General features: G+C 36.5%; 10 protein-coding genes and 1 riboswitch. Of the genes, 2 read left to right on the forward strand and 8 right to left on the reverse strand.

Translation table 11 applies throughout. The features are described from left to right. The first annotated feature begins 41 nt into the window (after positions 1-41). A riboswitch (glycine riboswitch) is annotated at positions 42-161 on the forward strand. Positions 162-268: 107 nt separating this feature from the next. Next, entirely contained in the window at positions 269-1636 is a 1368-nt protein-coding gene (locus tag CQZ94_RS21905; RefSeq protein ID WP_105587066.1) for an alanine/glycine:cation symporter family protein, read from the forward strand. Between the two features lie 47 nt (positions 1637-1683). Here the strand turns inward: CQZ94_RS21905 and CQZ94_RS21910 are convergent, their stop codons facing one another. Beyond that, the gene (locus tag CQZ94_RS21910) at positions 1684-2451 is read right to left on the reverse strand and encodes a DUF3891 family protein (protein WP_105587067.1); all 768 of its coding nucleotides are present in this window, start codon (positions 2449-2451) and stop codon (positions 1684-1686) included. 203 nt (positions 2452-2654) lie between these two features. Here CQZ94_RS21910 and CQZ94_RS21915 point away from each other — a divergent pair, with 203 nt between their 5' ends. Then, positions 2655-2927: an HU family DNA-binding protein gene (locus CQZ94_RS21915; protein WP_002012780.1), complete on the forward strand. Its 273-nt coding sequence runs from the start codon at positions 2655-2657 to the stop codon at positions 2925-2927. Between the two features lie 43 nt (positions 2928-2970). Here CQZ94_RS21915 and CQZ94_RS21920 read toward each other — a convergent pair whose 3' ends face one another. The 7 genes from CQZ94_RS21920 to CQZ94_RS21950 form a co-directional block, all read right to left on the reverse strand. Continuing rightward, on the reverse strand, positions 2971-3513 hold the full coding sequence (locus CQZ94_RS21920; protein WP_105587068.1) for a chorismate pyruvate-lyase family protein: 543 nt from the start codon (positions 3511-3513) through the stop codon (positions 2971-2973). Between the two features lie 35 nt (positions 3514-3548). After that, positions 3549-4298 (reverse strand): 4'-phosphopantetheinyl transferase Sfp, encoded by a 750-nt coding sequence (gene sfp, locus CQZ94_RS21925; RefSeq protein ID WP_105587069.1) that lies wholly within the window; start codon positions 4296-4298, stop codon positions 3549-3551. A gap of 64 nt (positions 4299-4362) precedes the next feature. Further along, positions 4363-5805, reverse strand: coding sequence for an MDR family MFS transporter (locus CQZ94_RS21930; protein ID WP_105587070.1), 1443 nt, complete (start codon positions 5803-5805; stop codon positions 4363-4365). Further along, positions 5805-6029: an MbtH family protein gene (locus CQZ94_RS21935; RefSeq protein WP_000184075.1), complete on the reverse strand. Its 225-nt coding sequence runs from the start codon at positions 6027-6029 to the stop codon at positions 5805-5807. Before CQZ94_RS21935 ends, CQZ94_RS21930 begins: the two co-directional genes overlap by 1 nt. Then, entirely contained in the window at positions 6026-13186 is a 7161-nt protein-coding gene (locus tag CQZ94_RS21940; RefSeq protein WP_105587071.1) for an amino acid adenylation domain-containing protein, read from the reverse strand. The genes CQZ94_RS21935 and CQZ94_RS21940 overlap by 4 nt, the downstream gene beginning before the upstream one ends. 33 nt (positions 13187-13219) lie before the next feature. Next, the gene (locus CQZ94_RS21945) at positions 13220-14113 is read right to left on the reverse strand and encodes an isochorismatase family protein (RefSeq protein WP_105587072.1); all 894 of its coding nucleotides are present in this window, start codon (positions 14111-14113) and stop codon (positions 13220-13222) included. A gap of 24 nt (positions 14114-14137) precedes the next feature. Continuing rightward, on the reverse strand, positions 14138-15754 hold the full coding sequence (locus CQZ94_RS21950; RefSeq protein ID WP_105587073.1) for a (2,3-dihydroxybenzoyl)adenylate synthase: 1617 nt from the start codon (positions 15752-15754) through the stop codon (positions 14138-14140). Positions 15755-15759: the final 5 nt, after the last annotated feature.

Raw genomic sequence — 15759 nt, forward strand, 5'->3', positions numbered from 1 at the left:
TTTGAAACTCTCAGGTCTTGTTTACAAGTAGAACTGCATGGGGACGAATCTCTGGAGAGACTCCCTCTCGCTTAATATAGCGCGGAGGAAAACGAGCACCGAAGGAGCAAATCCGCTAATATAGCGGATAATCTCTCAGGTAAAAGGACAGAGACAAGCGAAAGAAAATGCCGATTTGTATCGGTTTATTTTTCTATACCTTGTTTCTCCAGAGACCATTTCATTTCCTTGAAGTGGTTTTTATTTTTTCTAAAAAAGGAGAATACAGATGGAGACAGTAAGTAAAGTATTAGAACAAATTAATCAGTATGTGTGGGGGTTACCAACTTTGTTGCTACTCGTTGGAACTGGTATCATTCTCACAGTGCGCTTAAAAGGTTTACAGTTTCGTAAACTAATATACGCTCACAAACTAGCTTTTAAAAAATCAGAGGAAACATCTTCTTCTGGAGATATTAGTCACTTCCAAGCACTCATGACAGCTATGGCTGCAACGATTGGTATGGGAAATATAGCAGGTGTCGCAACTGCTGTAACAATCGGCGGACCGGGCGCAATCTTTTGGATGTGGATTACTGCTTTATTCGGAATGGCAACAAAGTATGCCGAAGCAATCCTTGCAGTGAAATACCGTGTTAGTAATGAAAATGGTGAATACTCCGGTGGACCAATGTATTATTTAGAACGTGGTTTAGGGAAAAAGTGGCTGGCTGTTTTATTCGCTATATTCGGCACAGCTGCTTCTTTCGGTATAGGTAATATGGTTCAATCTAATTCAGTTGCAGAGGCAATGCGAATCAACTTCTCTTTCCCTCCTGCATTAACTGGTATATTCATGTCATTCTTAATCGCTATTGTTATTTTAGGCGGTGTAAAAAAAATCGGTAAAGTGACTGGATATCTCGTTCCTATTAAGGCATTCTTTTATATAATCGCTGGGCTTATTATTATCTTTTATCACTTTGATCAAATTCCAGAGGCAGTTTCACTTATTTTTTCTGGTGCATTTCAAGGTACTGCAGCTGCTGGTGGTTTTATCGGCGCAACAGTTGCATCTGCAATTCAAATAGGAATGGCGCGTGGTGTATTTGCTAACGAGGCTGGTTTAGGAAGTGCTCCTATTGCTGCGGCGGCTGCCAAAACAGATTCACCTGCAAAACAAGCTTTAGTTTCAATGACGGGTACTTTTCTCGATACATTTATCGTATGTACAATTACTGGTCTTGTATTAATTACAACAGGTGCATGGAAATCTGGTAAAACCGGTGTTGAAGCTACAACATTAGCATTCCAATCCGTATTCGGTACTGCTGGTAGTATGATTCTCGGTATCGCCATTATATTATTCGCCTACTCTACTATTTTAGGATGGTCGTATTACGGTGAGAAGTGTGTAGCTTATTTATTTGGACAAGGTGCTGTTCGATATTATAAAGCAATCTTTATCGTTATGATTGCTATTGGTGCAAATTTAAAACTAGGAATCGTCTGGACATTTGCTGATATTGCAAATGGGCTTATGGCGATTCCAAACTTAATTGGTCTTATTGGGTTAAGTAGTGTAGTTGTTGCTGAAACAAATTGGTTTTTACAAGCAGAGAAATTGAAAGAAATTCATAATAAACAGGCAAGTTAATTTAAGTTTAAAAAGAATGCTCCTAAACTGACGAGCATTCTTTTTATTTACTTTATTATACGAATCACCTGTTTCTGCAATTCCACTTCTTTATCTGCTTTTACAATTCCTTTTTCTTCAACTACATGTTTATTTATAGTTTTATATTTTACATACGTATAAAATTCCATTTTAAATGGAAACGGTGTAATTCGAATTGTTTCTTTATTCACCCACTCTGCTTGAATAGGTTGCTCCTCCTTACTATTAAATATTTCTGTTCCTTCAAAACCATCTTTAAATAATTCAATTTCATCTTTCTTTTTTACACCAGGTTTATTCATACATACATATAAAGAAAGTTCATCGCAAAACTTTAATAATCTATAATGTTTATCGAACATCGCAAATTGTTCTTTTGTTAACGTTTTCAATATTCTTTTTTGTCGTTCCAATTCCCCTGTATAAAATGACATCATCTCTTCGTCTTCCTCATTTAATGGAAACGATAAAAAATGTTTACTACAAAGTAACACCCCGTATGGATTTGACTCTTCAATTGCATTCAAACCAATCGTATAAAAAACAAAGCGTAATGAACTTGGACAATCCATAAATGTATATGGAATATTTTTAGCATCATTCAAAATTGGTACTTTATCAAGCTCTATCCATCCTCTATCATGCTCATATATAGCATCAATTGTCTCTTTTAAGTATATTTTATCTTCAAAAAAATCTTCTATTATATGTTTTGCAATTTCACCAGCTAAAAAACCATGATCATGTTGACGAATTAATATACTTTCTTTCTCATTCTTTTCACGAAAAATCATCCGTATACTCCCCCTCATCCTCATATTACAGCTTGTTGTATGCATCAATTCTTAATTAATCCCTAATTATTAGCAGGGATTCAGTCTCTTACAACGAAATTAACATAACTATACAGTATTCTTTCTACTAGCAAAAGTAGCTTATTCTATAACATTCATTATACTAAAACTTTTATTCTAAAATTTTTTTATGAGGTGAAAACATGAACAAAACAGAATTAGTTAAAAATGTGGCACAATCAGCCGATATTTCTCAAAAGGATGCTTCTGCGGCTGTACAATCCGTATTTGACACAATTGCTAATGCATTACAATCTGGCGATAAAGTTCAATTAATTGGCTTTGGAACTTTTGAAGTGCGTGAAAGATCTGCCCGTACAGGACGTAATCCACAAACTGGCGAAGAAATTCAAATCGCTGCTGGTAAAGTTCCAGCATTTAAAGCAGGTAAAGAATTAAAAGAAGCTGTTAAATAAACAAGAAACCAGCCATTTTATAGGCTGGTTTCTTGTTTATTTCTTATTTAAGCAGTTCCTTTATATTCTCTGCATGATACACTTCACAAATATAAAATATACATTTGCAGTTACTTACAATTTGATATTTTCTAGTCGGATAAACATTCGCTGCTACCGAGCACCCATCAAACAACTCGATAATATTTCCAGAAGGCTGATACCCTTCGTATAATACGTTTCTTCTTACTTCCATCTTTTCTATAAGCTTTTCAACTGGAATATTTCCATCCTCTAATTCTTGCTTTATGGTATCCGGTAAAAACGATGTGTCCGCAAAAATTAGGTTTTCAGATAACACCTTACCTTTATAACTAACATGAGATACGCGGTAAAGAAATGTTCCGTTTTTATCAAAGAAATTCTTTGCTTCTTTCGGAAGGTACTGTCTATCAAGTACCTCTTGTTCGAGAACATCAAACTGAACTGTATCATTCAAAAGCTTTTCTAAAGCATGAATAGATGATGTATCTCCAGAAAATAAAATATTCTTAATTGCTTGTACATTATAAGTTAATTCATTTTTTCTATTTTCCGCCACTAACATGAGGAACACCTCTTCTATAAAATATTTTATTAAACTTATTTATAATTTAAAAGCGATACCGCGTCTAACTGCGTAATTTCAGTTACTTCTTTACTAAATATTGCAATGGAAGCCATATAATCTAAACTAGGTCTTACATCTTCCATCATTGTATTATCTGCTAACTCTTGTCTATCCTTAAAAATTAACAATTTAGGAGGGTCATTTGGAGCTGATACAGTAATTTCTACTGGTGGAATCAATAGTCCTTCACCTGTCGCTTTCAGCACTGCTTCTTTTCGAGTCCAATATGTTAAAAATCCTTCTAGTCGCTGCTCATCACGTAATGTCATAACTTGTGCCACTTCAATGTCTGTTAATACACCCTCAGTCATTTTCATAACATCTACATTTGGATTGATTTGCTCAACATCAATACCAATAGGTGCAGATTTTGTAAATGCAACGACAACCCACTCACCCGAATGTGAAACTGATATTTGCGGCATACCTTTTGGTAATTGCGGTCTACCATGCTGTAACTTACATACCGGGCACATTCGATCAATTGGTACTTGAAATGGCGACATAGAAAGTATCTTTCCGAGTACTAATCTACTAATTACGCAACCTATTATAAAACGTGTACGATCTGCCGAATGATGATATGAATTTGCTTTCTCTCGCTCTACATCATTTAATAAATTGTAATGCCATGATTGTAAATCTGAAATTCTCGCCCACCATATTTGACAACTATTCTCATTAAGAGTTGGTACAGGATCTACAACTTTACTCTCTATCATGTAAACTCTCTCCTTTTAAATGCCAATATCACTTTATTTCAAAAGAGTATTAGCATGCTGCAACTCATTCATTTACAACTTCTTTCTCTTTTTGTAATACAGATAACGGCTTTTTATTCTTTTTTGACATTACCTCTATATCGGAAATACGTAAAGAAAATAGTAATGCTATGAGTAAAAATATTGCTGATCCAATTAATGCCGCTTGATATGGCAAGAAATCTGATTGAGCATTATTCTGTACATTATTACTTCCAAAACCAGATAGTATACTAGCTAAAACAGCAACTCCTATTGCAGATCCTAATCGATTTTGCACATTGAATATAGTAGTTGCTCTTCCCATAGAAGGTGGTGCAATATTGTTAAAAGCAGAAAATTGAACTGCTCCTACAGACTGCCCTAAGAAAATACCTATGCCAAACAATAATGCCCGTATTTGCCATGGATTTGTATTATGATTTACAAAACTTAATAAAACAAATATAACCGCCGTACTTATTAATCCAATAGAGATTACCTTTCGAGCTCCTAATTTCTTATATGACCATGGCACAATCTGTGAAGAAATCATTAATCCAATCGCCTCTGGGAATGTAGTAAGACCCGATTCCAGCGCGGAAACTCCTATTACATTTTGATACATAAGCGGAAAAACAAATAACATTCCTAGTAAACCAGCTGATGAAAACAACGAAATAAGACTCATTTTTCTAAAGACCGGTTCTTTTAATAAGCGTAAATCTAACATCGGTTGCTTTACTTTCAGTTCTACAATTATAAACAAAGTAATGAATACAATCCCAGCTATTCCAGTACTTATAATTTCTGGAGAAATCCAACCTTTTGACGGACCTTGACTGAGTGCATATATGAGCATCGCAAAACCTGGTGCTGAAAGAACAAAACCAAGAGAATCAAAGCGACCAGCTGATTTTTCAACATGCACTGTTAAAAATAGAAGACCAACTAGCAACGCAATGATACCAAACGGTAGGTTAATATAAAACGCCCAGCGCCAAGACATTTGATCTACAAAGAAACCGCCAATAATTGGTCCAATCGCTGGTGCAACAGCAATTGGGAGTACAATAAATCGAGAAATCTTCGGTCTTTCCTCTGGCGAGAATGTACGGAACAACATTGCCATCCCGACTGGTGTTAAAAGCCCGCCACCAGCACCTTGAATGATACGAAAAATGTTTAATGAAGTAATATCATTAGCAATTCCACATAATGCAGATGCAATTGTAAAAACGAAAAGGGCAATTAAAAATACTCTTTTCGTACCAAAGCGATCACCTAACCAACCAGAAATCGGAAGAGAAACAGCTAAGCTAACTAAATACCCAACATTTACTGTTCCCATTGCAGATGGGGGCACTTGCAGTTCTTTACTTATCGTTTGCAGTGCTACATTCACAATCGTTGCATCCATCGCAGCCATAAACATCGCTGTTATATAAACGATGCTTACAACTACTTTTGGATTTATTTTTGCTTTCATTATTGTTTCCCTACTAATATTTTTTCGCTAATTTGATTTTTTTTCGGCTCTAAATCATTCCAGTTAACTTCAACGTATTCTAAGCAAACTTGTCTGCTAGCTTCTTCATGTACGACATTCCATCCAATAGGTACATCGAGAAAGGCAGGCCAGAGAGAATACTGACCCTCCTCATTCATTAATACTTTATATGTGTAATTATCATTTTCAAATGGATTCGTCATACTCTACTTACCCCTTTCTTATTCTGCAAATATTTCGCTAGCACTTGTCCAATTTCTGTAAGCGGCCCTGGCTGACATAAATCTTTATGTCTACAATCAATATCATGTTGCACGATATCTCCATCTAAATAATTTAGCCATGTATTTGGAGAAATAGGATCAAACCAGTCTGGTATAACAGTAGATCTAAAGAATAAAATATCCCCGTTATAAACTTTCGGTACGTATTTTCCTAACAGCCCTACCGAATTTACATATGTTTCTTTCAAGTTCAAAATAGTCTCTTCTTCAAGACTTGCTAATGCACTTCCATCTTTACGAAGGATTGCAATCGCACTTTCCATAGTAAGTGGTTTACCATCCATGTTATCTGGATCATATCCACCTAAAGCAAGTAATGCGATTAACGCTTCTTCTTCAGTAGGTGCTTCCGTATTCGGTAAGAAGTGACCAGGATAAGAATCAAGCATAACGAGTAATTCTACTTCTTCCCCTTCATTTTGTAGTTGCGCCGCCATTGCATGAACAACATTTCCTCCAAGCGACCAACCGAGTAAACGATACGGTCCGTGAGGCTGTACTTCACGAACGTGTTTCAAATAATCCGCCGCCATCTCCTCTAAGCTTTTTGGAAGTTCTTCATTTTCAGCGATACCACGTGCTTGTACACCATAGATTGGATAATCTGTTCCTAAAGATTTCATAAGTCCTGCATAACACCAACTTAACCCACCTGCTGGATGTACACAAAATAGTGGTAATTGGTCTCCGCTTGCTCGTAATGGAAGCAACACATCAAGTGCACTTTGACCATTCCCCATTTCAAGTCTTTCAGCAAGCCCTGCAACAGTAGGTGCTGCAAATAAAGTTCCGATATTCAGTTCAACTCCAAGTGCCTCTTTAATGCGACTCATAAGCTGCACTGCAAGAAGTGAATGACCACCAAGATCAAAGAATCCGTCATCAATTCCAATTTGAGACACACTTAAAACTTCTGTAAACAAGTCACATAGTATTTCTTCTTGCGGTGTTCTTGGTCCACGGCTAGAAGATGATGCAATAAATTCTGGAGCTGGCAATGCCTTTCTATCTAATTTACCGTTTGGAGTTAAAGGTAACTCATTTACTACTACAACAGCGTATGGAACCATATAATCTGGCAAACTACCTCCAGCATACTGACGCATTTCATTCGTATCAATCGTTTCATTATTTGATGCGACGATATAAGAAACTAATCGTTTATCCCCTGGTTGATCTTCCCGGACAATAACGGCTACTTGTTCAACTTTATCGTGTTTCATTATTACCGCTTCTATTTCCCCTAATTCAATTCGGAATCCACGAATTTTAATTTGATGATCTGCACGTCCTATATAATCTAACGTCCCATCTTGACGCCAACGCGCTAAGTCTCCAGTACGATACATTCTTGTACCTGGTTTACCAAATGGATCTGCGATAAAGCGTTCAGCAGTTAATCCTGCTCTACCTAGATATCCACGAGCTAGTCCAGCGCCTGCAACATACATTTCTCCAACTACTCCTGGTGGCACTGGTTGTAAATAGTTATCTAATACGTATACTTTAAGGTCTGGTATACTGCACCCGATTAAACTATTTGCTCGTAAAGAAACGATACTCTCATCTAACTCAATATAACTAACATGTACCGTCGTCTCCGTTATACCGTACATATTAATAAGCTTCGGTTCGTTATAAGGATGACGACTATACCAATCTTCTAATCGACTTAGTTCAAGTGCTTCTCCTCCAAAAACAACATATCGTAAAGATAATTTTTGACCAATCTCTTCATTTTCACGATCTGCTTGCATCAATTGATAGAACGCTGATGGAGTTTGGTTTAAGACAGTAACCTTTTCCTCAACAAGAAGGTGTAAAAATTCTTTCGGTGAACGACTTACATTGTGAGGCACGACAACAAGGCGTCCTCCGTATAATAAAGGTCCCCAAATTTCCCAAACCGAGAAATCAAAAGCGTATGAATGGAACATCGTCCACACATCGTCCGCGTCAAATTGGAACCAATGATCTGTTGCTCCTAAAAGTCTTACTACATTTTGATGAGGTATCATAACGCCTTTCGGTCTACCTGTTGAACCTGACGTATAAATAACATAAGCAATATGTGAAGGAGATAAAGCCTTAATGCGCTCCATATCCTCAATATTGTCTTCACTGTATTTCTCTATTTCTTCTATTACTTTCACATTATCAACTAAAATCTTTAGTTTCTCATCACAATCAATGTCCACATCTGAATTTGTTAAAATACATGATGGTTTCGCATCGTGTAGCATAAATGAAATACGGTCTGACGGGTAATCTGGATCTAACGGAAGATATCCCGCACCAGCTTTAAGAACAGCTAGTAAGCTTACAACCATATTTAAAGATCTCGGCATCGCTAAAGCAACGAGTTGATCAGGACCGATCCCTTTTGCTATTAGCAAACGAGCAATTTTATTCGCTTTTCTATTTAACTCTTCATAACTTAGCGTTGTATCTTCAAAGACGACAGCAATAGAATCTGGACTTACATGGGCTTGCTTTTCAAATAATTGTGGCAATGTCATTTCAGGTACAATTTGAAAACCACCATTCCACTTTTCTAAAACTGTAGTTCGCTCTGCTAAAGTTAATATTTCTAATCTGCCAATTGATCGATCCGGATGTTTTGCCGCATCATCTAATAACAGAATGAATCGTTCTATTAGTTTTTGAACCGTTTCACGTTCATACAAATCAGTACTGAACTCCAATAAACCGTCTAAGCCATTTGGCGTACCATCAGCTCCAGTACTTTCACTAATCTCAAATGTTAAATCAAATTTTGCAGAACCAACGCTTTGAATTTCAAGGTTTGCTTCTAAATCTGGTACATCAAACGTTGCTTCTGGCGTATTTTGGAAAGCTATCATAACTTGAAACAGCGGATGACTATTTCGAGTACGTACTGGGTTTAACATTTCAACGAGTCGTTCAAATGGAACATCTTGATTTTCATAAGCAGCAAGGTTTGCCTGCTTCACTCTATTTAATAATTCTTTAAAACTTGGATCTCCTGAAGTATTTGTACGTAACACTAATGTATTTACAAATAAACCGACTATATCCGAGAGTGCATCGTCGTTTCTTCCAGCGATCGGACTGCCAATTGGTATATCAGTTCCAGCACCTAATCTTGTAAATAGCGCACTTAGTCCCGCTTGCAACACCATAAACAAACTAACCCCGTTTTTACGTGCAAGCTCTACTAACCTACGATGCATATTTTCATCTACATGAAAATGAATTGTCTCACCACGATAACTCGTTTCAATTGGACGCTGAAAATCTGTAGGTAACTCCATTTGATCTGGTAAACCTTTTAGTTCCTCTTTCCAAAAATCTAATTGTGTTGAAATAAGACTCTCTGGTGTAGCTTCATCACCTAATAACTGTTGTTGCCATAGTGAATAATCTGCGTATTGTACTGGAAGTGTCTCCAGCTGAACTTTGTCACCTTGACATCGTGCTTTATAAGCCGCTGTAAAGTCTCTCGTTAACGGTTGTAATGACCATCCATCTCCTACAATATGATGTAAAAGAATTAGTAATACATGTTCGTTTTCACTCACTTTAAAAAGTTGCAAACGAATTGCTGGTTCGATATCAAGATTAAAACTATATCTTACAGCTTCAGACATTGTACTTTCTAATTCATCCTTACATGTATTTGTTATAATCATTTTTAAATTCAATTTATCCATTTCTAGAATTTTTTGATATGAACTGCCAAGTGAATTCGGGAAAATCGTTCTAAGTGTTTCATGTTTCTCAACTACATCATAAAAGGCACCTTGCATTGCTTCCTCGTTCAAATTTCCAGACATACGAATGACTAACGGAATATTATAAGTAGGACTTGGACCTTCTAAACAATTTAAGAACCATAATCTGCGCTGTGCAAATGAGAGTGGAACTTCATTTGGTCTACTTACTTTCTTAATAGCTGGTCTTGCGCTTTTTGCACGATCCAATTGTTTCGCTAATTCAGCAACAGTTGGCGATTCAAATAGTTTCCCTATTCCTAATTCCACACTTAACGTTTCACGAATTCTTGTCATTAAACGAGATGCAAGAAGCGAATGACCACCCATTTCAAAGAAATTATCATCAATGCTAATTCGCGAAACACCAAGTATTTCTGCAAATAAATCACATAATATTTCTTCTTTCGGATTTCTAGCAACTCTCTCATTGCTCATTCCATTAAAATCAGGAGCAGGTAATCTCTTTCTATCAAGCTTACCATTTGGCGTTAACAGTAATTCTTCTAGCACAACAAATGCTGATGGTACCATATAATTCGCTAAACTTTCTGAAACATAAGAACGAATTTCTGAAAGATTAATCGTTTCCTTCTCCTCGGCAACGATATACGCAATGATTCGTTTATCATTTGGACGATCTTCTCGTACCATTACTACCGCTTGTTGTATATTTTCATGTCGTTGTAATACCGTTTCAATTTCAGCTAATTCAATTCGGAAACCGCGAATTTTAATTTGATGATCTGCACGACTAATGTACTCTAGCACACCATCGTTACGCCATTTCACAAGATCACCTGTGCGGTACATACGTGCTCCTGGTTCTCCATAAGGATTTGCAACAAACCGTTCAGCTGTTAACTCAGGTTTTCCTAAATATCCGTTCGCAAGCCCTTTGCCTGCAATATATAATTCACCGATAACTCCAGGTGGAACTGGTTGTAACCCTGCATCCAATACATACAATTCTGTATTCCAAATTGGCTTTCCAATAGGAGGTATACCACTTTCACTTTCATCAATGTTCATGAAAGTAGACCAAATTGTCGTTTCAGTTGGTCCATATAAGTTTGTAATAGAGCAACCTAATTCTATTAATTTATGTGCTAAATGTGCTGGAAGTGCTTCACCACCAACGAGCACGTTTAACCCTTGTAACCTCTCTGGATATTCAGTTACTAACGCCTGCCACAACGTCGGTGTAGCTTGCATAATTGTCGCTCTTTCTTCTTGTAAAAGTGTCGCTAACGCCGAAGGCTCTTGGATTACCTCTTTTTGAGCAATTGTTATACTTGCACCACTAATAAGAGGTAAATAAATTTCTAAAGCAGAAATATCAAACGCAAACGTGGTAACTGCTAATAAATGATCGTTTTCATTAAATGAAAGCGTATCTTGCATAGCTAATAAGAAGTTACTTAAACCTTCCATAGGAACAATTACACCTTTTGGCTTCCCTGTTGATCCTGAAGTGTAAATTGTATACGCTGGGTTTAAAAGTGATTCATCATTTTTAAATGGTATATTCATATGAGAATATGTTTTTAACGCTATTTTCGTTTCTTCGCTATCTAATATGATTTTTTTAATATCATTTTCTATAACTAAAGTAGATGAAACAGATGAATGTGTTATGATACAAACCGGATTTGCATCATTTACTATATAATTAGTTCGCTCGGCTGGGTATTCTGGATCTATCGGTAAATACGCTGCACCCGTCTTTAGAACTGCTAGCATACTAACTACCATTTCTATTGATCTTGGAAATACTAAGGCTACAAACTGATTTGCTTGTATTCCTTCTTCTACTAAATAGGTTGCTAATTCATTCGCTCGTTCATTTAGCTCTTTATACGTAAGTTTTATCCCATTACAAGTAACTGCTATTTTATTTGGATTTTTTTGTACTTGTTTTTCAAATAATATAGGTAGATTAATTAGCTCTTCAGCTTTCTTAGTTTCATTCCATTCCAATAAAACTTTATGATTTTCTTCAGGAAGAGTAATGTTTATTTTTCCAATCGGCTCGTCTTTGTGATAATTATTTATCACTAATTCTAATAAATTCATAAATCTTTCTTTATGCAATGCTAGTTCCGTATCGCTATATACTTCCGGATTCGCATCAAAATGAATCCTTAACTCATTTTCATCGAAGCGCTTATATACATTTATCGATAAATCATCGACAGGTCCTGCTGATAAATTATGTGTAATACCACGATTCCCAGCAAAGTTAAGCCCATAATCAAAAGGCATAACATTCACTAACGGCCCAAACAACCTTTGATTTTCACCTAGTAACTTTAAGTCTCTTCTTAATTCCTCATGACGGTATTTATGATGACGACGTACGTCTCGGATTTCTTTAGAAACTTGCTGTATTAATTCCGTAAGAGTTATATTTGGAGTTACAGTGAGACGAAGTGGAACTAAATTCATTACCATGCTTGGTGTATGAATAGATACAGAACCAAGACGCCCCATCATCGGTAAACCTAAAACAATATCATTTGCACCTGTTAATTTATGCATATAAATACTTGTTACGGCTACAACAAATTCGGGCCAACTCGTTAACGAAATATTGATATCTTCTAGTAAAGTTTTCGTACTAGAATTTGATAAATAAGCAGTTTCTCGTAAAAATCCATTTGATGTTCTCGGCGCTCGTTCTGCTAAACTTACAACTTCCGGTTCATCTGCAAACTTTTCTAGCCAAAAAGTACGATCTTCCTGAAATTGTTTAGATTCACGATACTCATTATCTTCTTGTACAATTTTTGCAAGAGAACCAAATGGCTTTTCATTCTTGTTTATTTCTTCTATAAGTGATGTATACTCATTCGCTACCTTTTGGCTAAGAAGTGAAAATCCATAGCCATCCATCACAATGTGATGGATGCGCTGATACCAAAAGAAACGATTATTTTCAACTTGAATAAGTACTTCAGTAAATAATTTATCCTCTTTTAAATCCACAGGCATAGATAAATCATTTTTCATCCATACCTTAGCAGCTTCTTCAGGATTTTTTTCTTTACGAACGTCAATAAAATGCATATGAAACTTTGACGATTCCTCAATAACTTGCCATGGGCCAATTTCATCCTCTTCGAAACGAACATGAAGTGCTTCTGCTTCTGTTACAACTTTACGTACAGCTAATTCGAAAATTTCTTGAATAATCGTTCCGTTTATTTCTACATATTCCCCAGTATTATAAATCGGATTAAGCGGATCTAATTGTTGCGCAAACCACATACCAGACTGCGCAGATGATAACGAATGACGAATCTTTTGACTGTTAGGCATTCTTTACTACCCCTTTATTATGTAGTCTATTTGTTACAGCACCTGTGCTGCTTGTGAAGATAATACACGGTACCAATCGGCAACTGTTGGACGTTCTGCTAAATCTGCAAAAGTGATTTCTTTCCCTTCGCGACGCCACTTCTCTACTAAACTCATAATTCTGACCGAATCAAGTCCTCTATTTAATAAATCTTCATCCACTTCAATACTCTCTACTGGCTCACGGAGTAGTTGTGCAACTAGTTCATGCACTTCCTGTAAAGTGATTCCTTCACTCTCAGCACCTTTTAAACTTTGTAAATCTTTTAATAGTAAGTTTGTTGATGTCGTTACTGCACATCTATTAGATGCATACTGCAATGCTTGTCTATGATGCTCTAGTGAAAAATCAGCAACTGCATCTGCTACAAAAAATGGCTCTATACCATCCATAAACGCTTCACAAGCTGTTAAAAGGCAGCCAATATGCGCATAAATACCGCAAATGATGAGTTGATCTCGTCCTTGTTCATTTAAAATTTCTAATAGATTCGTCTTTTTAAATGCACTATATCTCCATTTTGTTAGGAATATATCATCCTCATCAGGAGTAAGTTCATCGACAATTTTCTTTTTATCCGGTCCAGCAGGAATACCGTCACCCCAAAAATCTTGTAATAACCCTCGTTGTTCTAACGTTTGTCCACCAGGTTGTGCAGTATAAACAACTGGTATACCAAGTTCCTTACATCTTTCTCTTATCACCTTAATATTTGAAATTAGTTCTACCTTTGGCGATTTTTTATCGCTATATGCATCAAGAAAATACTCTTGCATGTCATGGATTAGAAGAACTGCACGTTTCGGATCCGGTGTCCAATTTACTTTATTTTTTGGTAGTTCTGATTCAACTGGCATTTTATATACTGAAATAGATGGGATAGCCATCTAATCACTTCCTTCCGATTTTTATTATTGTTTTACTATAATAAGTTTTTCAGCAATGACTTTACGTAATTCTTTTTTACTTACTTTTCCAACACCCGTTTGCGGGAATGATTCAATAAATTCGATTCGATCGGGAATCTTATAAGCCGCAATGCCTCGTTCTCTTAAGAAGATTTTTAATTCATTTGCAGTTAGGGCTTGTCCACGAGCGATAACAAAAGCACAAGTACGCTCTCCTAAATAATCATCAGGCATCGATACAATAGCTACATCATGTACTGCATCGTGTGCTAACAGATGATTTTCAACTTCTTCCGCAGCAACCTTCTCACCACCACGGTTAATTTGATCTTTATCTCGTCCCTCTACAATGATGTAACCTTGTTCATTTACTTTCACAAGATCTCCTGTACGATAAAAGCCATCTTCTGTAAATGATCTTACATTATGCTCTTCCGCTTTATAATAGCCACGAATTGTATACGGCCCTCGCGTTAATAAACTGCCTACTTCACCATGCTTAACATCATTATCATTTTCATCAACAACTCGAACTTCATCAAATGTAGACATCGGTCTACCTTGTGTATGAATAATAATTTCTTCTGGATCATCTAGTCTTGTGTAATTTACTAACCCTTCTGCCATACCAAATACTTGCTGTAACGTACATCCAAATGTAGGGCGTATACGCTTTGCAACTTCGGCACTAAATTTCGCACCGCCTACTTGAATAACTTGCAGGCTTGATAAATCGTTATTACGGGAAAATACCGCATCAAGCCAAATCATTGCTAATGGTGGAACGAGCGCTGTAATCGTAACTTTTTCTTTTTCTATAAGAGCAAATGCCTGATCTGGACTACCTCCAGTTGCCAATACTACTTTTCCACCCGCATAAAAAGTTCCAAACGTTCCTGGAGAACTCATCGGGTAATTATGTGCTACTGGAAGAACTGCCATATAGACACTTTCTGCATTTAAATTACAAATTTCAGCGCTAACACGTAAACTATAAATATAGTCATCATGTGTTCTAGGAATTAATTTTGAAAGTCCTGTTGTCCCTCCTGATAATTGGAGAAACGCAACATCACTCGGATGAACTTCTGGTAATGAAACCGGATCCATGTAAAGTTCATTTATGTTCACAAATTCTTCTTCTTCCCCTACTACGATTACATGTTGTAAAGTAGGAACTTTTTCTTTCACTTCTCTTGCTAATTTTCGGTAATCAAACCCAAGTACCTTATCTGAAATAACGTAAGCGCTCGCCTCACCAAACTCGCAAAAATAACTAATTTCACTGCTTCGATGTGAAGGTAGTGCAAAAACAGGAAGCGCTCCCATTCGAAATAGTGCAAAACATATTTCGAAAAACTCTATAATGTTAGGTAATTGGATTACAACTCGATCCTCTTGCTTTATTCCTAAATTCAGTAAACCTGCAGCTAAGCGATCTACTTTTTTATCAAGTTCACTATAGGTTATTTGTGTATTACTACTTACAATCGCAATTTGATCTCCATGTTTTTCAGCGCGTTCTCTTAACATCGAACCAAATGTTTCTCCAAGCCAACATCCTTCTTCTCGATAAAGATCTGCAAATTCTTTTGGCCATTCCGTATAACCTGCTAACATTCTTT

This window comes from Bacillus sp. MYb209, from assembly GCF_002975175.1.
In the GTDB taxonomy this organism is placed as follows: Bacteria; Bacillota; Bacilli; order Bacillales; family Bacillaceae_G; genus Bacillus_A.